Here is a 22,155-nt window from a genome sequence, read left to right on the forward strand (position 1 = left end):
ACGATGCGCAGACAAGAGTCGATGAACCAGGCGCGAACGTTCCAACGTCTGGTTGAATGCAAGGATACGTGCAATGTTGAAGATGAGCGAAATAGCGATGGCGGCCCGCCGCATGGTGTGCGTCGGGTCCGTCGTGCTGGCAGGTGTGGCAAGTGCGGAACGCGCGGCGGCAGCCGAACCTGCCGCTGCAGAACCCGTCGTTCAGGCGCCTGTCGCCACGACGGCCGAGCAGGCTTCTGCCGCCGATGTGCGCGCGGTCGATGTGAAGGTCGTACCGGCTGAAGGCGCCGACGCGTTGCTCGTGAAGCAGCTGCTTGAAGCCAACATCAGGAAACTCGGTGACGCTCCGGCGACGCTTGCGGACGTCGATCACTGGTCGCAACTGCTGACCGTCGCGCTGCGTCAGGGCGGCTTTCCGCTCGGTCAGGTGCTCATGACGCAGCAAGACTGGCAGGCCGCGCAGAAGGGCGGCAAGATGCAATTCACCGTGTTCCCGGGACGCATCCGCAACATCATCGTGAAGAACAAGTCGCGCGTGAAGGATGCACGCCTGGAACGCCTTATCTCGCACGCGCTTTGCGGCGGCGACACGATTAACAACGCGTGCCTGCTGCGCACGTCCCGTCTCGAACGCGCGACGCAACTGCTGCAAGACATTCCCGGCGTTGCAATCGACGGCGCACCGAGCTTCTCCCCCGGCGCGGGCGTAGGCGATGTCGATGTCGTGTTCCGCGTCGCGCAGAACGGCAAGCCGGTGTCGGCCGATCTGATCCTCGATAACAAGGGTGTCGAATCGACGGGCTCGTATCGCGCGGGCATGACGGCATCGGCGAACAACCTGTTCGGACAGGGCGATGCTTACGCGTTCACCCTTACCAGCACCAACAAGAAGATGTGGACCGGTTCGCTCACCGGCAGCGCGCCCATCTTCGACGACGGCCTTCGCATGACGGGCGGCCTCACGCGTCAGCAATACTTCATCAATGCAGGCACACCGGTGAAGGGCGTCGCAACGACAGGCCAGCTCGGCGTGCAATACCCGTTTGCGCGGGGACTCGATGCGAACGTGTGGGGCGGCGCATCGGTGCTGCATAGCCAGACATCGACGGACATGAAGGAATACAGCTCCGTCACGCACAGCAAGCTCGACTCGATCCAGCTCTCGCTGACCGCCGATAACGGCGATCGCGCCCGTGCGCTGCGCACGAACCTCGCGACGGGACAGATCGCGCTGACGCTCGGGCATCAGCGCAACGACGATCCGTTCGATTCGGTCGTGCATCACGCGGGCAACGGCGTTGCCGAATGCGTGATCGAGATCGTGCTGCGTAAGCGCGCGGTGCCGACGGCGGGGGAAATGATCACCGCCATCGGGCGGGCGCGGAGCCGTGACGAAGGCATCGCGGCCGGCCAGAAAGCCGTGCGGCTGTATCCGTATCGCTTCGAGGCATACCATCGCGCGATGCTCGAAGCGCTGCGCTGGGACGCACCCGAAGCAGCGGATCCGCTCTGGAAGCAATGCGTCGAGCGCCTGCCCGGCGAGCATCTGCCGCGTCTATACAAGGCGTTGCACGCGATCTCCCGTGGCAAATTGCAGGAAGGCTTCAGCCTGCGTGAATCCGTCATGGCTCCGTTGGGCTGGAAGCGTCGCACCACCGCCGAGCCGCCGCGTGACGTGCCGCAGTGGAAGGGCGAATCGCTCGCAGGCAAGTCCATCGCCATCTGGAGCGAGTTCGGTCTCGGCGACGAAATCTTCTTTCTCCGGTTCGCGAAGACGTTCCGCGAGCGATGCGGTGCGAAACGTGTCGTCGTCGTGTGTCAGGCGCCGCTCGTCGAGTTATACGAGGCGTCGGGAACGGCCGATGTCGTCGTCGACGTGAACGATGTCTCGTCGATGCCGGCTGTCGATTACTGGGTGTTCCCGCATGCGATCCCCGCGCACATGCCCCTGCATCTCGAAGCCATGCCGCAGGCTGTTCCGTATCTGCGCGCGCCGCAGGGCGTCGAGCCGAAGCTGCCCGCCGTCGATTCACACAAGCTGAAAGTGGGGCTCGTGTTCAAGGGCAATCCGACGCACGAGAACGACAGCCATCGCTCGCTGCCGTCGCTTGACGTGCTGGACGATCTCATCAAGCTCGCGGATGTCGAGTTCTTCAGCCTGCAAAAAGGCGCGGGCGCCGACGAAGCCGCGCGCTATGGACGGCTCTTTCGCAACTTCCACGACATTGGCCCGGACCTCGACACGATGGCGCAGACCGCAAGCGCGATCGAAGCACTGGACGTGGTGTTGACAGTGGATACATCCGTTGCCCATGTGGCCGGTGCGATGGGCAAGCCCGTCTGGCTGATGCTGCCCGCCTATGGCGACTGGCGCTGGCACTACACCCGCGAAGACAGTCCGTGGTATCCGACGATGCGCCTGTTCCGCCGGCGCTTCGACTGCGACTGGTCGGAGGTCGTCGCGCGCATCAGCGGACATATGCGGCAGGCGGTGATGGACAAGTCACCGTGCGCAGTCGCGGCGTGATGGCGATCGCGAGCCGTCCGCAATTGTTTCGAATTCCTACTATATTCCCGGACATGCACCTGGTGCGATGATCCGCCCGCGTTGAATGCTTCATGCGCTGCTTCGCGACCAACGTGCTACGAGGCGCAGTCTGCATTTCACCGTTCGACCCATTTGCCGCCGTCAAGGCGGCTTTTTTTTGCGTGGCGTCGGCCAGTTGAAGGACGTCCATCGTGTTTATCGAACCATCTCGACATTCTTCGATATGTTTGTCATAAGGCGTTGATTACAGTCACGCATAAGAAGCCAATGGATCTGCGAGACAACTCGAGATCGCGCTCGATGTAGCGGCGAAGGCTTCGATACCAGACAGATTGCATTCTCCTCTGCAGACAGGCGTCTTAATGGCGCCTGTCGCGTTCCTTGCCGGGTGCCCAGTATGTCCGTAATCCATTCGGTCCGCCGAATCGCTCAGAAGTTTTTCGACGCTGCAGGCATCGCTTCCCTGGTGCTCGTGCCGGTGTTCTTCGCCGTATCCTTCATCATCCTTGCGGCCTTCGCCTTCGATACGTGGCGCTCCCTGCCGGTCAAATCCATCGCGATCGGGTTCGTCGCCTGCATGGTCGTGATCACGTGCGTGCTGTTCGCGCAGAGCAAGCGGTCAGGAACAGACAAGGCTCGTCGCATCATGTCCATGCCGCTCGACGAGTTCGGACAGCCGAAGCCGCATCGCGGCAGCGAAGAAGCGAACAGCGATGCTTCACGCAAAGGCATGCGGATTCGATGAGGCCTTTGCCGTGACGGGGAATGTCGCCCGCACTTCGGCCGGCAGACCTGTAGAGCTTAATGTGAACACCGGAATAAAAAAAAATCCATGATGCAGGGGCCACCATGACGTGTCTAAGAGCGTGTCCGCACGTCTTTCAATGCTGTCCGAGCTATCCTAGAATGAAACCAAGATGTGCATACTCGTGCGGGGGGCGTCGTGACGAACCGGCCTGTCCGTCTATTGCTTCTTTCGCGGGTGGCCGCTCGTCTGTTTCATCTTTCGACATGGACATGCAATGCGCAAGCGGCGGTGTATTCATGAATGAGCAGATGCGCACCATTCGGATAGTGCTGGCGGATGACCATCCCATCGTTCTCATGGCCGTGTCCGATCAGTTCGCGAAGCTGCCGGGCTATCAGATTGCGGCCACGGTGAACTCGGGCGCGGAACTGATCCGCGTGCTCGAAATGCAGCCTGCCGATCTCATCATCACCGACCTCGTGATGCAGGGCGATGCGGAAGTCGAACTCGACGGACTTCGTCTCGTCAGCAAGCTGCGCCGTTCCTACCCTGACATTCCGGTCGTCATCCTTACGATGACGACGAGCGGCGGCATGTTCCACGAACTCTGCAAGCTCGGCGTCGCTGCTATCGTCAGCAAGGAAGAGCCAGCGAGCGAACTCGCGCAGATCAGCGTGCGTGCGCTCACCACGAAGGAAACCATCATCTCGCCGAAGATCCAGAATCGTCTTGCCCGCGAGGGATCGACGACGAAGGATCTTGCACGCGTGCAGCCGCTGTCGCCGCGTGAACTCGAAGTCGTGCGCCTCTTCGCGCAAGGGCTTTCCGTGACGGAGATTGCGCGCACTCTCAACCGTTCAGTGCCGACGGTCGCGACTCAGAAGCGCTCCGCCATGCGCAAGCTCCATGTGGAGAACCACGTGGACCTTGTCAAGTACGCTACTGAAACAGGACTGGCCTGATGGAGCGTTTCTTCGCCGCATCGCAGAACTCCCCTCTGCAGATGCTGCGGATGCTGGAAAACAACCTCAAGCGGGAGCGGCGCATCTTTGCGATGGCCGTAGCTCTCCTGATCTTCGCCGCGCTATGCGGCGCCGCCGCCACCGGGGTGTTCGTGCTGAGCGCGGGACTGAAGGCCGACCAGGATGCGGTGCAGACCGCCATGCGCGGCATCAACGTCTCGGTGTTCAGCCGCTACAACATTCTCACGCCGGGCAGCCTGCTGCTGAACGTGGGCGCGGTCGCGTCAAGCTCGGACGTACCGGATCTGGCTAACAAGCCTCGATGCCAAGCCTACCCGCCCGATCGCCAGGACGCGGGGCTGGCCACCGCTTGCGATGCGGCTCGCCAACTCATCCCGGAAGAAAGCACGCCGCCTGTACTGCAATATGTGTCGTACGACGGCGCCGCTTCGCACGGTTTCGGGTTCTTCGACAAAACCGACAATAAGGTCGCTCCCGCGCAGAGGCTTTCCGCGCTCGTATCGTTTGCGAAGATCTACATGAGCACGCACAGAATTGCGCCGCTCGATGCGGCGCGTGCGCGGCGCGTCATGTGGTTCATCGCGCCGCCTTCACTGGGTTTTCTGAAGCCGACGGTCGTCCTGTTCATGGTCGTCGCTCGAAACGATCAGCCGCTCGGTCTCGTATTCACGACTCTTGGACCGGATGCCGCATTGCGCCGCGTGACTTCGAGCACGCTCGAATCGCAGATAGCAGTCTTCGCTGCCGATGGCCACATTCTCGGCGGCGACGACACCGAGTACACGCGATACGCCAACGCGCATCTTACGGGTAAAGAGACGGGCACGTTCCACTGGCTGCCCGGACGCGGATGGGGCATACGGCTTGAACCGCTTGCCCTCGGCATCGGTTATATCGTCGCTGCGCTGCCGCTTGGAAAGCGTCTGGCGTCACAGCGCGATCCGGTCATCGTCATCGCGCTCGTGACCGCTGCGCTCATTGCAATGCTGATCGCGATGTATCGATACTGGAACTACCGCTTTCTCACGCGCACGTACGAGCAGGCGTGCCGCGCGGTCGAAGGCGAGATTCTCAATCACCTGCTCGTGCACGCGACGCCGGTCGGTCTGTGCATTGCGATGCGCGGCGATTTCGCCATCATCGCCGCGAATCAGGTCGCACGCTCGGTGCTCGATCTGACCGACGCCTCCTTGCGCCTGCCCGCCGGGCTGTGTCAGGCGCTTCAGGCGAACGGCATTGCGCCCGCTCGGGAAGGTCAGGAAGCGATGATCCGGCAGCTTCAATACTCGCACGAGAAGGCGGACGCCGCCACGATGCATCTCAAGATTTCGTATGCGTCGGCGGTGGTGAACAAGACCGACGTGCTCTTCTGCGCAATCGCCGACATCAGCGAGCATTACGAAGCCGAACGCTTGCTGCGCGCGGCCACGGAAACGAGCGATGCCGCCGCGAAGGCAAAGCTGAGTTTTTTCGCATCGATGAGCCACGAGATCCGCACGCCGCTGTCGTCGCTCGTCGGCAATCTGGAACTCGTTGCGCTCGGGCCGCTTGCCGCCGAACAGGAAGCGCGCGTCCATGCGATGCAGGCCTCCGCGAGCGCGCTGCTTCAAGTGGTGAACGATGTACTCGATTTCTCGAAGATGGACATTGGCGAAATGCGGCTCGCCGAGGAATGGGGCTCGATACGCGAGCTCCTCGTGCGCGTGATCATCGCCCATGCGCCGCTTGCGAACCGGCAGGGCTTGCGGCTCTATGTCGTGATCGACCGCTCGTGTCCCGCGAAGCTGCTGTTCGACCCGATCCGCGTCTCGCAGATTCTCAACAACCTGCTCGGCAACGCGCTCAAGTTCACGTATTCGGGCAAGGTTGTCGTGCGGGCGCGCTGGGCCGAGAGCGCGCTGGAACTGAGCGTCGCCGATTCGGGCATCGGCATTCCTGAGTCGCAGCGCGACAAGCTCTTTCAGCCGTTCATGCAGGGGGACGCGCATCGCCTCACGCAGGCGCGTGGCACAGGCCTCGGGCTGTCCATCTGCGTGCGCCTCAGCCAGTTGATGAAAGGCCGCATCGAACTCGACAGCACCGAAGGCGTCGGCACGCGCATCCGGGTGTCGCTGCCGCTTGCCGTCGATGTATCGGCGAGCGCTGGCAGCGATGCGGTCCTGCCGGGCGGCCGCCCAGCCATCCTGTGCCGTGCAAACGAGTATCGCGAATGGCTCGGGAATCTCTATGATCCGGATCGCAGTTCGCTCACGTTCATGCAGCAGCCCGGCGCTGCATCGACGGAAGGTTGCGACTATCTGATCGCCACCGACGAGTTTTCCGACGAGGAGATCCAGTCGGCCTGGAACAACCCCGCGCGGGTGATCCGCATGACGCAGAACGGACCGCTCGTTCCCGTGCAGCGGGAGAATGGCGTGCTCGAAGTAAGTATCTTCAGCGTGAAGGGATTCCGGGACGCGGTTGGCATCATCCGTGAACGCGAGCGCGGCGTCACCCTTCCGGGCGCGGGCACTGGGACCGCGCTGCCGGTCACGCGCACGGCGGGGCCGACGGTCGTCGTCGCGGAAGACAACCGGCTCAATCGCGGGCTGTTGCGCGATCAGTTGCTGACGCTCGGCGCAACCGTGCTCGAGGCGGCCGATGGCGAAGAGGCGCTCGATTTGCTGCGCAAGAACCGCGTGGACCTCGTGCTCACTGACATGGACATGCCGAAGATGTCGGGCGCGGAACTCCTCGTCGCGGCGCGTGCGCTGGACCCGGCGATGCGCGTCTATGCGGTCAGCGCGAGCGCCAGCACGCAAGATGTGGAAGCAGGCCGCGCACGAGGCTTCACCGATTACCTGACGAAGCCGCTTCCGCTTTCCGTGCTTGCGGGCGTGCTGCGGACCGCTCGCGCAGACGATGCCGGCCAGCCGGACACGCCCCGGTGCGATGACGCCGGAGACGACGACCTGCCGCCGCGCTTCCCGACGATTCCGGCGGCCTACATGCGCGATCTCGTCGCGCAAATCGATGAGGATATCGTCGCGCTGGACCGCATCAGCCGCCGGAAGGACGTGCAGCAATTGCGCAGCTGGGCGCACAAGCTGGCGGGCGGTTTGACGGTGCTGGGTCCGTCGATGCTGTACGACCAGTGCGACGAGCTGCGCACGGTGCTGCGGGAATCGGGGCAGTGGGTCGAAGACGTCGATACGTTCACCGCCTTGCTGCGTGGCGACCTGATCGAGCTTCGCGACATGCTGCACGCCGCGCTGCAGGCCCAGTCGAGTTAACGGCGAATCGCGAGGGCGCGCCTATTGTCATCGCGCGTCACGGACTGCAGAATCTGCCCGTTACCAGCCTGCAGCATCCACATTCGAGGACACACCATGGCAAAGATCCTGACGCTGCACGGCGTCAACCTCAACATGTTCGGCAAGCGCGATCCGAAGCAGTACGGCACGGCGACGCTCGCGCAGATCGACGAGCAACTGAGCGCCCTCGGCCGGGAACTGGGCGTGGAAGTGGAGTGTTATCAGACGAACATCGAAGGCGAGATGTGCGCGCGCATCCATCAGGCGTTCACCGACAAGGTCGATGCCGTGATCATCAACGCGGGCGCGTGGACGCATTACAGCATCGCCATTCGAGACGCGCTCGCCATTCTGACCGTGCCCATCGTCGAAGTGCACATGTCGAACGTTCATGCGCGAGAGCCGTTCCGCCACCACTCGGTGTTCGCCGAAGTCGTGAAGGGGCAAATCTGCGGCTTCGGCGTGGACAGCTACCTGCTCGGATTGCGCGCAGCGGCATCGGCAATTCAGTGATGCATCGCGCCCGCCGAGCGCGTCTTTCAGGAAGCGCGGCCGGCCGTCTTGACCGCGTTTGCGCCATTCGACGCATTGCCGGGTTCGCGGCGCTGCGAAACGCGCGCCGGCTTCCGCTCTTGCGCCGTCGCGCCACGGATGAACAGAACCGCGAAGAGCGCGCACACCGTCCAGACAATCGCGATGATGGTCAAGTAGTTCATTCTCGTTATTCCAGTTTGGTGCGGTGAGCGGTGAATCAGCGTTGCGATGCGGGCATGGCGAGCAACCGGCCGATCAGCCGTTGCGCGATCTCGTGCTGCTCGGCGAGGGAATCGGCGTCTACGTTCGCATTCGCGTGCAGTTCACCCGCGAGGCGCAGCACCTTGTCCGACGCGCTCTGAAGCTGCGCGAGCAGTTCAGCTTCCGTTGCCGGCGCGTCGATGTGCGCGTAAGCATTCGGATTCGCGATGTGATGCGGCGCGGCGTTTTTTTGCATCGTCTGGAACATGGCGCTTCCCCGTTGAGTGGATGAATGAATTCTGCGCGCGGGGCCGCGAACTCAATCCTCCGAAAAAGCCCCAATTCCGGCCTCAGTTCTCCTTCTTCGAGGGCGCGGGCGCGCCAGCCGGCACGAACAAACGTCCCGCAGGTCCGCTCGACAAGGCTTTGCGGGCGGCGGAGCGGTAAAATCGCGTACTTTGGTCCGGGCGGAACGGGAAGCGAAGCGGTCGTAATGCGTGCGGCGGAAGTACGTCCTCGCAGAAAAACAACACTTCGTGCGTTTTGATGACGGTGCGGCGGCGGGCGTCGCGGCGACGCGCGGACCTGGCAGGAGAGGCGGGCATCACATGGTTTCAGGCAATACCGGCGCGACGGCGAGTTCGCCCGAAGCACTCAGGCGCGGACTCAAGAGCCGTCACATCCAGCTGATCGCGCTCGGCGGCGCAATCGGCACCGGGCTTTTTCTCGGTGTGGCGGAAACGATCAAGCTCGCCGGTCCATCCGTGCTGCTCGGCTATGCGATCGCCGGGGTCATGGCGTTCTTCATCATGCGGCAACTGGGCGAGATGGTCGTCGACGAACCCGTCGCGGGCTCGTTCAGCCATTTCGCCGACAAGTACTGGGGCCGTGCGGCGGGCTTTATCTCCGGGTGGAACTACTGGGCCATCTATATTCTCGTCAGCATGGCGGAGCTGTCCGCCGTCGGCATCTACATGCAGTACTGGTGGCCGGGACTGCCGACGTGGATATCGGCGCTGGCGTGCTTCGTCATCGTCAATGCGATCAACCTGACGAGCGTGAAGTCGTTCGGAGAGCTGGAATTCTGGTTCGCCATCGTCAAGGTTGCGGCGATCGTCGGCATGATCCTGTTCGGCGGCTATCTGCTGTTTTCAGGTCACGCGGGGCCGCAAGCGAGCGTCACGAACCTGTGGAAGCTCGGCGGATTTTTTCCGCTCGGCGTGAGCGGCCTCGTCATGTCGATGGCCGTCATCATGTTTTCGTTCGGTGGGCTGGAACTGGTCGGCATCACGGCGGCGGAAGCCGAAGATCCGTCGCACAGCATTCCGCGCGCGACGAATCAGGTCATCTACCGCATCCTCATTTTCTATATCGGTGCGCTCGGCGTGCTGCTTTCGCTGTATCCGTGGGACAAGGTAGCGACGGGCGGCAGCCCCTTCGTGCTGATTTTCCGCGAGATGAACAGCACGCTGGTGGCCAACGTGCTGAACGTGATCGTGCTGACCGCCGCGCTGTCGGTCTACAACAGCGGCGTCTATGCGAATAGCCGCATGCTGTACGGCCTCGCGCAACAGGGCAATGCGCCGCGCGCGCTCTGCGGCGTGAACAGGCGCGGCATTCCAATCGCGGCGCTGTGCGTCTCGGCCATCGTCACGGCGGCATGCGTGCTGATCAATTACTTCATTCCGGGCCGCGCGTTCGGGTTGCTGATGGGGCTCGCGGTATCGGCGCTCGTCATCAACTGGGCGATGATCAGCATCATTCACCTCAAGTTCCGCCGCGAGAAGCAGGAGCGCGGCGTGACCACGGCGTTCCGAAGCATCGGCTTTCCGCTCACCAACTATCTTTGCCTTGCGTTCGTCGCCGGCATCGTCTGGGTGATGTTCGAAACGCCCGGCCTGCGGCTGTCCGTCTACCTGATCCCCATCTGGCTCGCGGTTCTGGGAATCGGCTACTATCTCAAAAGTCGCGGCGATGACGCGGGCGCAACGCGCCGCGTGACATCCCGCTGATCCTTCCTTTCGCTTCCGCTCCCGACACCATGTTCGAACATATCGATGCCTACCCCGGCGACCCGATTCTCTCGCTGAACGAAAACTTCCAGAAGGACCCGCGCACCGACAAGGTCAATCTGAGCATCGGCATCTATTTCGACGACGCCGGCCGCCTCCCCGTGATGCAGGCCGTGCGCGAAGCCGAACTGTCGATCCTGAAAGACCTCGGCCCGAAGCCGTATCTGCCGATGGCCGGTTTCGCGCATTACCGCGATGCCGTGCAGGCGCTCGTGTTCGGCCCGGAATGTCCCGCGCGCGCCGAGGGCCGCATTGCGAGCGTGCAGACGCTCGGCGGCTCGGGCGCGCTGAAAGTGGGCGCGGACTTCATCAAGCGCTACTTTCCGGCGTCGAAACTGTGGGTGAGCGATCCGACGTGGGAGAACCATCGCTTCATCTTCGAGCGCGCGGGTTTCGAAGTGAACACGTATCCGTACTACGACGAAGCCACCGGCGGCCTGCGTTTCGATGCGATGCTCGAAGCCATCGATGCGTTGCCCGCGAAGAGCGTCGTGCTGCTGCATGCGTGCTGTCATAACCCGACGGGCGTCGATCTCGACGAAGCGCAGTGGGTGAAGGTCATCGACGTGCTGAAGCGGCGCGACCTGCTGCCGTTCGTCGACATGGCGTATCAGGGATTCGGCTCCGGCCTCGACGGTGACGCCTTCGCCGTGCGCGAGCTGGCGCGCCGCGGGGTGCCGGCGTTCATCGCCAATTCGTTCTCGAAGAACTTCTCGCTGTACGGCGAGCGTTGCGGCGGCCTGCATGTCGTTTGCGACGATGCGGCCGAAGCCGACCGCGTGCTCGGCCAGTTGACGAGCGCCGTGCGCTCGAACTACAGCAATCCGCCGACGCATGGCGCGAAGATTGTCACGAAGGTGCTGACGACGCCCGAACTCGCGCAATCGTGGCGCGAAGAGCTGGCGGCGATGTGCGAGCGCATCGCGCGGATGCGTCGCGCGATTCACGATGGCCTCGAAGACCACGTGCGCGGCGAAATGCTCACGCGTTATCTGAAGCAGCGCGGCATGTTCACGTACACGGGTCTCGTGGCGGAGCAGGCCGATCGCCTGAAAGAGGAATTCGGCGTCTATATCCTGCGCTCCGGCCGCATGTGCGTGGCGGGCTTGAACGAAAGCAACGTGCAGACGGTCGCCGATGCGATCGGCAAGGTGCTGGCGAAGTAATCGGCGTCATAACGCGGGACACGAGAGCACTTGCTGCGGCGGCAGCGTGCCCGGTCCCGCGTCCACTTTCGCTCCGCGCGGCGTCGACACCAGCCGCACGCTGTTCTCTCCCGCATTCGCCAGCACGTACTGCTCGGCGCTCCCGTCCGGCTGCCAGTACACGCGATACACCGCGCCGTCGGCATACACATGCAGCGCGCCATGCACGGCCTTTCCGCCCTGAATCAGGTCGGCGCGTTCGCCTTCTCGCAACGAAAGCACATCCCCGGACGCGCCTTGCAGCACGCCGCAAGCGCGGTCCTGTGCATGAACGTGCGCGCACGCGGCAAGCGCCGCGCAACACAGCGCGCGGCAAACGGTTGGGTGGGTCATCGGCGAGCGCCTCCCGTCGGATCACGGGGCGACTGCAAGCAATTTGCGTGCGGCGAATAGGCATCGCCGTTCGCTCTTGCGTGTGCTACCTTGAATGCAGCAGCAATCGATCGTGGAGGCCGCCATGTCAGTGATCGCACCGGACGAGAAAGCGGACTTTCTGGCCATTCTCGCGCGGCATCGTATCGACGCGGGCGATTTTCTCGTGCAGGAAGCGGGGGAATCCGAAGTCGTCGACGATGTTTATCCTTTGCAGGGACACGTCACGATCGTGCGGCGCTCGACGCTCAAGGAGCGCGAGTATCGCGTCGGACACGGCACCGCCTGGGTGGCCATGTTCGAGAAAGATTTGAACAAGGGCGCATTCGGCTGATCGTGCCGTGGACAGACCGCGCGCCGCATCGTCTTACAACGCACTTCTTGGGGCGGAACACGCGATGAGACCGACCGACTTCGCATCGTTCAAGGCGCATCTCGCCATGCTGCTGCGCGACCTGCCGCGCGGCATGACCGCCGATCTGACCGATGTGGCCGTCGCTTACTGGAACGGGACGCAAGTGGTCGGAGCGTATCTGCGCGACAACGGCTGCATCGACGAAGATTTCGACTTCGACGAGAGTGCCTGGGCCTTCTGGCGCGACGAATTCCTAACGTGGTACGACGCGCCGCGCTTTTCCGAGCGGCGCGATTTGAAGGCCGCGCTGCTATCGGACACGCATGCGACGATGGTCCATTTCGGGCGCTGGCCGCGCCCGGTCCGATGAATCGGCAAACCGGGCGATTACCCCGCGCGGCGATAAGCTTCGGCCATCAGCGCGCTGACCTTGGCGCGGGCTTCGAGTGCGTCGCGGACGGCGGCGGACAACATCGAAAAAGCAGACAGGATGACTCCCATGGCGCAACTCCTTGATTAAGCGTGGAACTAGGTTAACTACCTAGGTAGTTTCCCTATATTAACATGGTTGATGGCGACGCAGCAAAGGCGTCGCACGACGGCAAAGATGCTGTAAGCGGCTCGTGCCGTCAGAGCAGGGGATAGCAGATGAAACCGAATCTCTCGGGCCGTACCGTCCTGCTGTCGCTGCTGTTCGCTGTGATGATCGCGCTCGCCATCGGCGGGGGATGCAGCGGGGGCGGATCGTCGTCTTCGTCCTCTTCATCGGACGCGGGCGCTGGTGCATCCGGTCCGCCGGCCGCATCCGGCCCGCCGGGCGCATCGAGCCCGCCGGCGGCTTCCGGCGCCGTCGCGAACGCGATGGACGTCGTCACGTACCACAACGATATCGGCCGCACCGGTCAGCAGCTTGCGGAGACGGTGCTCACGCCGGCCAACGTCAACTCGACGACGTTCGGCAAGCTCGCCGTCTATCCGGTCGATGGCCCCGTCGACGCGCAGCCGCTTTTTCTGGCCAAAGTGTTGATTGCGGGCGGCACGCATAACGTGCTGTACGTCGCCACTGAAAACGCCAGCGTCTATGCATTCGACGCGGATACCGGCGCGACGCTCTGGAAGACCACGACGCTCGCCAACGGCGAAACGCCGAGCGACGACCACGGCTGCGGCCAGATCACGCCGACGATCGGCATTACGGCGACGCCGGTCATCGACCGCGCTCGCGGGCCGAACGGCGCGATGTACGTCGTCGGCATGTCGAAGGACGGCGCGGGCCGCTATCACCAGCGAATTCACGCGCTCGATATCGTGACCGGCGCGGAACTGTTCGGCGGACCTACGGAAATCAGCGCGTCGTACCCGGGAACGGGCGCGGCGAGCCAGAACGGGCGCGTGGTGTTCGATCCCGGACAGTACGCGGAGCGCGCGTCGCTGCTGCTGCTCAACGGCGTCGTCTACACGGCGTGGACGTCGCATTGCGACTTCATGCCTTACACGGGCTGGGTGATCGGCTACGACGCCGCGACGCTGCAGCAGTCGAGCGTGCTCAACGTGACCCCGAACGGGCAGATGGGCGCGATCTGGATGAGCGGCGCGGGACTCGCGTCGGATGGCGCGTCGATCTATCTCCTCGATGGCAACGGCACCTTCGACGCCACGCTGAACGCGCAGGAGATGCCGCTGCACGGCAACTTCGGCAATGGCTTTCTGAAGCTGGGCGTGACACCGGCGCTTGCCGTCACCGATTACTTCCAGGCGTCGAATACAGTGCAGCAGTCGAACGTGGACGAAGACCTCGGCTCCGGCGGCGCGCTCGTGCTGCCCGATCTCGTCGATGCCACCGGCGCGGTGCGCCGCCTCGCGCTGGGGGCGGGCAAGAACGCGGTGATCTATGTCGTCAACCGCGATTCGATGGGAAAGTTCGATTCGAACGGGGACCACATCTATCAGGAGCTGGCCGGGCAGATTCGCGGAGCGATGTTCGGCATGCCCGCGTACTTCAATCGCACGGTGTACTTCGGCGCGGTCGGCGACAACCTCAAGGCGTTCGCGATCACGAACGCGCGGCTCTCGGCGACGCCCGCCAGCCAGACGCCGACCACCTTCGGCTTTCCCGGCACGACGCCGGGCATATCGGCGAACGGAGCGGCGAACGGCATCGTGTGGGCGGCGCGAAGCGGGACGATTGCGACGCTGCATGCGTACGACGCGTCGGATCTCGCGCGCTCGCTCTACGACAGTAATCAGGCCGGCGCGCGTCATCAGTTCGGTCCGGGCAACAAGTTCATCACGCCGACGATCGCCAACGGCAAGGTTTATGTGGGCACGAAGAACAGCGTGGCGGTGTTCGGCTTGCTGGCGCGTTAGGCGCGAACCCAGTCGATTCCACCAAAAAAATCACCGAATAGAATAACAAGCACTCCGTTTGACTCGATACGATCCCATGATCGACTAACAACGAGCCAATAAGGAGTAACGCCCATGCCCCGTCCCATTTCCGCACGCATCCACCTCGATTCGATCCAGGAGAACATCGCGTTCGTGCGGCGCACGGCGGCGTCGTCGCGCGTGTGGGCGGTGATCAAGGCGAACGCCTACGGTCATGGCATCGGGAGGATTTATCAGGCGCTCGGCGAGTCCGATGGCATCGCGCTGCTCGATCTCGACGAAGCCGTGCGCGTGCGCGAACTCGGCTGGACCAAACCGATCCTGCTGCTCGAAGGCATCTTCGATGCGCGCGACGTGGAAGTCGCGGACCGTCATCGGCTGACGGTGACGGTGCATTGCGACGAGCAACTCGATCTGCTCGATGCGTCGACACCGCGCCAGCCTGTCGACATCCAGTTGAAGATGAACTCCGGCATGAACCGGCTCGGATTCCGGCCCGATGCTTTCACGCGCGCCTGGCAACGGGCGTCGGGCATGGCGTCGGCCGGGAAGATCGGCAAGATCGGGCTGATGAGCCACTTCGCCAACGCGGACGACGGCGGCATCGACTGGCAAATCGACGAATTCGACGCCGCCACGCGCGACCTCCCCGGCACGCGCTCGCTTGCCAATTCGGCGGCCGTGCTCTGGCATCCGCGTGCACATCGCGACTGGGTGCGGCCCGGCACGATCCTTTATGGCGCATCGCCGACGGGCAGCGCGCGGCACATCGCCGGCTTGCCGCTGCGGGCGGCGATGACGCTGTCGAGCCGCATCATCGGCGTGCAGACGCTCGCGCCGGGCGAAACCATCGGCTATGGACGCCCGTTCACGGCGGATTGCGCGATGCGCATCGGCGTCGTCGCGTGCGGCTATGCGGACGGTTATCCGCGACACGCGCCCGCCGGTACGCCGGTCGTCGTCGATGGCGTGCGGACGCGGCTCGTCGGGCGCGTCTCGATGGACATGCTGACCGTCGATCTCACGCCGTGTCCGGCAGCGGGCATCGGTTCATCGGTGCAGCTTTGGGGCGATCAGGTGCGCGTCGACGAAGTGGCCGAGCCGGCGGGGACCATCGGTTATGAACTGATGTGCGCGCTCGCGCGGCGGGTGCCTGTCGAAGTGGATGCGCCGGTAGCCGCCGATCTGCGCGCGGAGGCGTGATGGTGAACGCGACCGAACGTATCGACCAGATGATCGCGGAACTCGCCGACTGGCGCGGCGCGACGTTCGCGGACATGCGAGCGGCAATCCTCGCGGCCGATCCCGGCATCGTCGAGGAATGGAAGTACATGGGCAGCCCCGTGTGGTATTGCGAGGGGATGATCGCCGTCGCCAACGCGCACAAGGGCAAGGTCAAGCTGACGTTCGCCCACGGCGCGATGCTTCCCGATCCCGGCAAGCTCTTCAACGCGGGGCTGGAGGGCAACGCGAGGCGCGCGATCGACTATCTGGAAGGCGACGAAGTCGATGTAGACGGCCTGCAAGGTCTGATTCGCGCCGCGATCGACTTCAACCGAAGCAAGGCGAAGAAAAAGAAGCGCGGCTCCTCTGCGTAAGGACCAAGCGATTTACCACCGCGCCTCGGATGTTCCCGGCGGCTCCGACGCGCGCTCATAGCCCGCCGGCGTGCGCGCCAGTTGGGCGCTCGGGCGTACCGCGTCCAGCTCGCCGAAGCCCGACGCCTGCCGTTCGAGAAAAGGCGCGAAATCGGGGATGGCCGCGCGCAGACCCCCATCGATCCGCCCGAGGCCGCGCAGCCATTGCCCCGTCTGCGCCAGCGACACCTGCACGTGCCAGCTTCCGCCTTCCCGTTGCTGCTTCCACAGCGCGGCAGCCGCACCGAACGCCATCAGGAAGCCGCTCGCCATGTCGAGCATCTGCATCGGCAACGGACGCGGCTTGCCCGCGCCTTGCGCCTCGCCTTCCGCTGCGTTGAAGCCCATCGCGGTCTGGACCAGCGAATCGAAACCGCGCCGCCCGGCCCACGGGCCTTGCGTGCCATACGCCGTCAGCGACACATAGACGATCCCCGGCCGCCGTTGCGTCACAGCTTCCGGCGCGAAACCGAGCGCCGCCAGCCCGCCTGGCCGATACCCCTGCGAAAACACGTGCGCGCCGTCGATGAGACGCCACAGCGCCGCGCGGCCGTCGTCGCTCTGCAGATCGAGATGCGCCGAGCGCTTGCCGCGGCTCGTATCGGCGATGGCGGAAATGTTCGGCAGATGCGGGGAGTTGACGAGCATCACGTCCGCGCCGAACGCGGCCAGTGCGCGTCCGCCGACCGGACCCGCGAGAATGCGCGTGAAATCCAGCACGCGCACGCCGGCGAGCGGACGATCGTTCGCGGATAGCGGCGGCAGTTCGCGCGGCGGCGCATCGCCGATGCGGGTGAGCGTCATCAGCGGCTGCGCGGCGATGGCGCGTCCTTGCGGCGTGGCGTCCCATTCGTCGAAGCTGCGCAGCATCGTGACGACGAGCCCGCTTTGCGCGCAGGCGTCCTCGAAATCGATGGCGCGCCAGCCGAGCAGCGCGCGCTCCGCGTCGTCGCGTCTGGCCGTGGCGGGATCGAGGCCGAGCACGCGCAGCGCGCCGTCCTGATGATGGGCAAAGTTTGCGTGAATGCGCACGTAGCCGTCGGCGCAACGATAAAGGCCCGAGAACGGGCCCCAGGTTTCGGGCGCCTGGCCATCGAGCGTGAAGTGGCCGGTGCATTCGACCGCCGCGTGCGTCATGTCGACGGACACGTTCTGACGCGCCGCGCCGCGCGCGTGCGCGAGTTCGCAGGCGGCGAGCGCGGCGGCGGCGATGGTCGATTGCGCCGCCGTGCCGACCGCGAACGTCGACGGAAACACCGGCTCGTGGCCCGGCAGGTCGGCGAAGGAAAACGCGTCGCCGGGCAGGCCGGCGAGTTGCCAGAGATGCGTCAGTGTCTCGAAAGCGTCGGGCATGGTCGGAATCGCGTGGGCGGAGGAAGATGCCGCATTGTCGCGCCGATTTGGAACGCGTTCCAGATCGCGCCGGATCACGCCCGCGAGACGCGCTTCAACCGCGCCGCGTCGCCAGTTCCGCGCCTTGACGCAGCGCCTCGAGCATGCTGCCTTCGTCGGCGATGCCCTTGCCCGCGATATCGAACGCGGTGCCGTGATCCACCGACGTGCGGATCACGTCGAGCCCGACCGTCACGTTGACGCCCGCTTCGAGGCCCAGCACCTTCACCGGCCCGTGGCCCTGATCGTGATACATCGCGACGACGAGATCGAAGTCGCCACGTCCCGCGCGGTAGAAGAGCGTATCGGCGGGCAGCGGGCCGGTCACGTCGAGTCCTTCTTCCTGCAGCGCCTTCACCGCCGGAATGATCTTCTCTTCTTCCTCGCCGTAGCCGAACAGGCCGTTTTCGCCCGCGTGCGGATTGATCCCGCACACGCCGATGCGCGGCTTCGCGATGCCCGCCTTCACGAGCGTCGCGTTGCCGCGCTCGATCGTGCGGCGCACGAGACCCGGCTCGATCTTGCGGATCGCGTCGATGATGCCGATGTGCGTCGTCACGTGAATCACGCGCAGCTTCGGCGCGACGAGCATCATCGACACTTCGTCCACGCCCGTCAGATGCGCGAGCATTTCGGTGTGGCCGGGGAATTTGTGGCCGCCCGCGTGCAGCGCTTCCTTGTTGAGCGGCGCGGTGCAGATCGCGTCGATCTGGTTTGCCTGCGCAAGCTCGACGGCGCGCGCGATGTAGCGGTAGGCCGCATCGCCGGCGACGGCTGAAAGCTGGCCGAACGGCAGGTCGTCGGGAATGAGTTCGAGGTCGATGCAGTCGATCACGCCAATCTGATACTGCGCCTGCGATGCATCTTCGATGCGCCTCACGCTCGCGCGCACGCCGGTGATCTCGATGGCGCGCTCGAGCCGGCGCGCATCGCCGATCACGAGCGGGCGGCACTGCTGGTACACGGCTTCATGCGCGAGGCTCTTCACGACGATTTCCGGGCCGACGCCGCTTGCGTCGCCCATCGTGATGCCGATTACGGGGAGATAGTTGGTCATGGTCGTCTGTTCAGATTGAGGTTTCGCGTGCGTTCTTGTCGAGCGCGGCGGTCTGGGCTGCGGCTGGCTGGCCGCGCAGATGCCGGTATGCGCCGTAGAGCGCGTGCTCGCTGCCGAACGCGCCGGCTTTCGTGACGATGGCCGCGCCGTTCGCCGCGCTGGCCGTGGTGGCGCGGCCGAGCGCCACGCCGGCTTCGATTTCGCGCACGAGTTCGAGACTGCCGACGTTCGCCGCCGCGAGCATCGCGCGGGCGGTTTCGCCGCCGGTCGCGATCAGCCCGCCGAGCGTGCCGAAGTGCGGCGCGACGAGCGCGGCGAGCGCGTTGGAGAGATGCGCGCCTTCCGATGGATCGAAGGCGTCGTCACGGCCGATCCGCACGATCAGGTCTTGCCCGCCGCGCAACCGTGCGCCGATGTCGTCGCCCCATGCGGCCCACATCGGATGCCGCGCGCCGTCGCGCAGCACCGCGGGCGGCACGATCAGCTCGTCGATGCCCGCTTCGCCGCGCAGCATCGCACATTGCCGCTCCGATACCGAAGACAGGCTGCCGACCAGCGCGAGCACCGGTCCATGCGCCACCTCCGCCGAAGCGGGCCGGGCCATCGATGCGGCGGGCGCATCGAAGAGATCGGGCAGCGCGGCGAGTTCGCGGGCGAGGCCGCCGGAGCCGACCCAGAAGAACGGCGTGTCGAGCGACGCGGTGATGCGCGCCAGCGCAGCGAGATCGTCGCTCGTTTCGGCATCGACGATCAATGCGCCGATGCCTTCCGCTGCCGCCGCCGCGATCCTTGCGGCGAGTGTCTGCGGCGCGTCGCGCAAGCTCGCGAGCCCGATGTGCGCGCACTTCAGGCCCGCTGCTTCAAGCATCGCGCTCAGGCTGGCGTCGCGTCCGGCGTGTTCCAGTTGCCACGTTTCGGTGGCGTCGAGCGGCACGCCATGCACGAAGACGCCGCCGTCGCGCACCGCGCGGCCCGTCGCCGGGAACGCGGGCGCGACGATCGCACAACCGGCGAGCCGCGCGAGCGCCGCGACTTCGGCGGTCCAGTTGCCGCGCAGCGTCGAATCGATCTTCTTGTAGAGACGGCGGCCCGGCGCGCGCAGCGCCTGCAAGGCGTCGGCGACGCGGGCGGCGGCATCGGCGGGAGCGTAGCGGCGCGTGTCGGTGTCGGCGGCGATGACCGTCGCGCCTTCGTCCGGCGCGTGCGCGTCGAGCGTGACGACCGTCTTGCGGCCCGCTGCGGCGAACGCGATCGCGCAGTCGGCGGCGCCGGAGAGGTCGTCGGCGAGAATCAGCATGCTCGTGGACTTCGCGCTCATCGAGCGGCTCCGCGCTTCGCGCTTGGGTCGAGCGTGGCGCGGGCGTCGTTGCGTGCGTTGACGCGCTTCGCAATCGACGCCGTGATGATCGGCGTGATGATGGACGTCACCACCACGCATGCTGCGACCAGCAGCGTCGCGGACTTGGCGGCTTCTTCATAAACCGGATTGGCCGCCGCGATCAGCGCCGGAACTGCCGCCGCGTTGCCCGCCGTATTCGCCGCCGCCGCGCCTGCGACGCCCGTGCCGCCCGTCAGCCGGTCCGCGAAGTAGAGCGGAATGCCGGTGAAGACGACCACCGCGAGGCCGAGGCCGATACCGAGCAGGCCCGCCTGCCATACCTTGTGCAGGTCAAGTCCCGCGCCGAGCGCGAGCGCGAAGAACGGAATCATCACCGGCACGGCGCGGCCCAGGAAATCGCGCATGTCGCGGTCGAGATTGCCGAGCAGCATGCCGACAGCGAGCGGCAGGATGCTGCCGACGAGCGTCGGCCACGGAAATGCCGAGAGACCGGCGACGCCGAGCGTGACCATCGTCAGGAACGGGCCGGATTCGAGCGACATGATCGTGTACGCGCCGACATCTTCCTTGCGCCCGTACTGGCCCATCAGCGCCATGTAGAGACCGCCGTTGGTGTCGTTCATCGCGGCGACGACGGCCAGCGTCGAAATCCCCGCGAACATGCCGGAGCTGATCGGCTGCTCGCCGAGGAAATGGCCCAGCACCACGCCCGCGATGATCGCCATGCCGACTTTCGTGATGAACAGCGCGCCGCCCTTCTTGAGCAGATACGGCGTTGCCTTCACGTCGATGCCCGCGCCCATGCAGACATAGAACACTGCGAGGATCGGCAGCGCGCCGGTGAAAAGCGCATTCGTGAACGAGCCAAAGAACTTCGGCATGCCCGGCAGAAAGGTTGCGATCAGCGAGCCGATCAGGAGCGGCACGATCATCATGCCGCCGGGTACGCGCTCCACTGCGCGCTTGATGGGAATCTGAACCATGGGTGTCTCCGGGAGGGGAATTTTTATCGGTTCGATCATAAAATGATCGTTTCGATCAGTCGATAGTGTAATGTTTGACCGGATTGTGCGCAATTCTCGGCCTATAGGCGTTTACACTGATCGAAACGAGCAATGCGCGGTGCACGGAATGACCGAAACGATCACAGCCACACGCTTGGCTTCTCAGCATCGCGCGAGCCCGGAAGCGCCGCGGGATTCGATAAACTTGGCGGCTTGCCGCCCGCGAGGCGCCACGCCATCAACAGGAATCGCATGAAAGTCGAAAAACGCCGCGAGGCGATGCTGCAGGCCGTGCTGTCCGGCATGAACGATGTCGCCGCGCTATGTGAGCACTTCGGCATGTCGGAAGCGACGGTGCGGCGCGATCTGCGCGCGCTCGCCGACGAACGCCGCATCGTGCGGACCTACGGCGGCGCGGCGTCGGTCGGCGTGCATGAGCCGGAGGAATCGCTCGATACGCGGCGCGAAAGCTTTCGCGAGCAGAAGGAATCCATTGCGCGGGCGGCGGCGCGGCACGTGCAGGACGGCGACACGCTGTTTCTCGATGGCGGTACCACGACCGCCGCGCTCGCCCGCTGCCTCGCGGGGCGCAAGGACATTCAGGTCATCACGAACAATCTGCTGGCGGTCGGCGCGCTGGCGTCGGCGGACGTGCGCGTGACGCTCATCGGCGGGGATGTGCGGCCTTCGAGCATGAGCACGCTCGGGCCGATCGCTCAGGTCGCGCTATCGCGGCTCACGTTCGACAAGGCGTTTCTCGGGGCGGATGGCGTCGTCGCCGGGCGGGGGCTGTGCGAAGCAACAGCGGAGCAGGCGTTCTTGAAGGAGTGCATCGTCGCGCAGGCGGCGAGCGTGTTCGTCCTGGTGACGTCGGACAAACTGGAGCGCGCGAGCCAGCAGCACTGGACGCCGCTCGAACGGGAATGGACGCTCATCACCGATTCCATCGCTGATGACGCCGCCATCGAGCGTTTCAGCCAGCGCGGCAGCGTGAACGTGGAACGCGCGGAGATGGACGCGCGGTAGG

General features: G+C 64.8%; 20 protein-coding genes. 13 read left to right on the forward strand and 7 right to left on the reverse strand.

What is annotated here, in order from left to right; genetic code table 11:
* The first annotated feature begins 73 nt into the window (after window positions 1-73).
* The 5 genes from LDZ21_RS21245 (at window position 74) to aroQ (ending at window position 8,085) form a co-directional block, all read left to right on the forward strand.
* Window positions 74-2,527 (forward strand): ShlB/FhaC/HecB family hemolysin secretion/activation protein, encoded by a 2,454-nt coding sequence (locus tag LDZ21_RS21245; protein ID WP_244796647.1) that lies wholly within the window; start codon window positions 74-76, stop codon window positions 2,525-2,527.
* 418 nt (window positions 2,528-2,945) lie between these two features.
* Entirely contained in the window at window positions 2,946-3,293 is a 348-nt protein-coding gene (locus LDZ21_RS21250) for a hypothetical protein (protein WP_244796648.1), read from the forward strand.
* A 299-nt stretch (window positions 3,294-3,592) separates the two neighbouring features.
* Complete coding sequence (locus tag LDZ21_RS21255; RefSeq protein ID WP_244796649.1) at window positions 3,593-4,258, forward strand: response regulator; 666 nt, start codon at window positions 3,593-3,595, stop codon at window positions 4,256-4,258.
* Window positions 4,258-7,551 (forward strand): hybrid sensor histidine kinase/response regulator, encoded by a 3,294-nt coding sequence (locus LDZ21_RS21260; RefSeq protein WP_244796650.1) that lies wholly within the window; start codon window positions 4,258-4,260, stop codon window positions 7,549-7,551. Before LDZ21_RS21255 ends, LDZ21_RS21260 begins: the two co-directional genes overlap by 1 nt.
* A gap of 96 nt (window positions 7,552-7,647) precedes the next feature.
* Window positions 7,648-8,085, forward strand: coding sequence for a type II 3-dehydroquinate dehydratase (gene aroQ / locus LDZ21_RS21265; RefSeq protein ID WP_244796651.1), 438 nt, complete (start codon window positions 7,648-7,650; stop codon window positions 8,083-8,085).
* Window positions 8,086-8,111: 26 nt separating this feature from the next.
* Here the strand turns inward: aroQ and LDZ21_RS21270 are convergent, their stop codons facing one another.
* Entirely contained in the window at window positions 8,112-8,288 is a 177-nt protein-coding gene (locus LDZ21_RS21270; RefSeq protein WP_244796652.1) for a hypothetical protein, read from the reverse strand.
* Between the two features lie 35 nt (window positions 8,289-8,323).
* Complete coding sequence (locus LDZ21_RS21275) at window positions 8,324-8,575, reverse strand: hypothetical protein (protein WP_244796653.1); 252 nt, start codon at window positions 8,573-8,575, stop codon at window positions 8,324-8,326.
* A gap of 340 nt (window positions 8,576-8,915) precedes the next feature.
* On the opposite strand from LDZ21_RS21275, the gene LDZ21_RS21280 reads away from it, so the two are divergent.
* Together LDZ21_RS21280 and LDZ21_RS21285 are read left to right on the forward strand one after the other, a co-directional pair.
* Entirely contained in the window at window positions 8,916-10,319 is a 1,404-nt protein-coding gene (locus LDZ21_RS21280) for an amino acid permease (protein ID WP_244796654.1), read from the forward strand.
* 29 nt (window positions 10,320-10,348) lie between these two features.
* On the forward strand, window positions 10,349-11,545 hold the full coding sequence (locus LDZ21_RS21285) for an amino acid aminotransferase (protein WP_244796656.1): 1,197 nt from the start codon (window positions 10,349-10,351) through the stop codon (window positions 11,543-11,545).
* Window positions 11,546-11,551: 6 nt separating this feature from the next.
* Here the strand turns inward: LDZ21_RS21285 and LDZ21_RS21290 are convergent, their stop codons facing one another.
* A complete protein-coding gene (locus LDZ21_RS21290; RefSeq protein ID WP_244796658.1) occupies window positions 11,552-11,917 on the reverse strand; it encodes a hypothetical protein in 366 nt (121 codons plus the stop codon).
* A 124-nt stretch (window positions 11,918-12,041) separates the two neighbouring features.
* Here LDZ21_RS21290 and LDZ21_RS21295 point away from each other — a divergent pair, with 124 nt between their 5' ends.
* The 5 genes from LDZ21_RS21295 (at window position 12,042) to LDZ21_RS21315 (ending at window position 16,297) form a co-directional block, all read left to right on the forward strand.
* A complete protein-coding gene (locus LDZ21_RS21295; RefSeq protein WP_035960399.1) occupies window positions 12,042-12,290 on the forward strand; it encodes a hypothetical protein in 249 nt (82 codons plus the stop codon).
* Window positions 12,291-12,354: 64 nt separating this feature from the next.
* Window positions 12,355-12,681, forward strand: coding sequence for a hypothetical protein (locus LDZ21_RS21300; RefSeq protein WP_244796659.1), 327 nt, complete (start codon window positions 12,355-12,357; stop codon window positions 12,679-12,681).
* Between the two features lie 278 nt (window positions 12,682-12,959).
* Complete coding sequence (locus LDZ21_RS21305) at window positions 12,960-14,678, forward strand: PQQ-binding-like beta-propeller repeat protein (protein ID WP_404980711.1); 1,719 nt, start codon at window positions 12,960-12,962, stop codon at window positions 14,676-14,678.
* Window positions 14,679-14,792: 114 nt separating this feature from the next.
* Window positions 14,793-15,902 (forward strand): alanine racemase, encoded by a 1,110-nt coding sequence (alr, locus tag LDZ21_RS21310; protein ID WP_244796660.1) that lies wholly within the window; start codon window positions 14,793-14,795, stop codon window positions 15,900-15,902.
* Entirely contained in the window at window positions 15,902-16,297 is a 396-nt protein-coding gene (locus LDZ21_RS21315) for a DUF1801 domain-containing protein (RefSeq protein ID WP_244796662.1), read from the forward strand. The genes alr and LDZ21_RS21315 overlap by 1 nt, the downstream gene beginning before the upstream one ends.
* Before the next feature lie 12 nt (window positions 16,298-16,309).
* Here the strand turns inward: LDZ21_RS21315 and LDZ21_RS21320 are convergent, their stop codons facing one another.
* From LDZ21_RS21320 to LDZ21_RS21335, 4 genes are all read right to left on the reverse strand, one after another.
* On the reverse strand, window positions 16,310-17,689 hold the full coding sequence (locus tag LDZ21_RS21320) for a CoA transferase (RefSeq protein ID WP_244796663.1): 1,380 nt from the start codon (window positions 17,687-17,689) through the stop codon (window positions 16,310-16,312).
* A 94-nt stretch (window positions 17,690-17,783) separates the two neighbouring features.
* A complete protein-coding gene (pdxA, locus tag LDZ21_RS21325; RefSeq protein ID WP_035960091.1) occupies window positions 17,784-18,785 on the reverse strand; it encodes a 4-hydroxythreonine-4-phosphate dehydrogenase PdxA in 1,002 nt (333 codons plus the stop codon).
* A gap of 10 nt (window positions 18,786-18,795) precedes the next feature.
* Window positions 18,796-20,103 carry a four-carbon acid sugar kinase family protein gene (locus LDZ21_RS21330; RefSeq protein ID WP_244796664.1) on the reverse strand — a complete coding sequence of 436 codons (1,308 nt, stop codon included), beginning with the start codon at window positions 20,101-20,103 and terminating at the stop codon, window positions 18,796-18,798.
* The gene (locus tag LDZ21_RS21335) at window positions 20,100-21,107 is read right to left on the reverse strand and encodes a 2-keto-3-deoxygluconate permease (RefSeq protein ID WP_244796666.1); all 1,008 of its coding nucleotides are present in this window, start codon (window positions 21,105-21,107) and stop codon (window positions 20,100-20,102) included. The genes LDZ21_RS21330 and LDZ21_RS21335 overlap by 4 nt, the downstream gene beginning before the upstream one ends.
* Before the next feature lie 273 nt (window positions 21,108-21,380).
* On the opposite strand from LDZ21_RS21335, the gene LDZ21_RS21340 reads away from it, so the two are divergent.
* The gene (locus LDZ21_RS21340) at window positions 21,381-22,154 is read left to right on the forward strand and encodes a DeoR/GlpR family DNA-binding transcription regulator (RefSeq protein WP_244796667.1); all 774 of its coding nucleotides are present in this window, start codon (window positions 21,381-21,383) and stop codon (window positions 22,152-22,154) included.
* Window position 22,155: the final 1 nt, after the last annotated feature.

This window comes from Caballeronia grimmiae (genome assembly GCF_022879615.1).
Taxonomy (GTDB): Bacteria; Pseudomonadota; Gammaproteobacteria; order Burkholderiales; family Burkholderiaceae; genus Caballeronia; species Caballeronia grimmiae.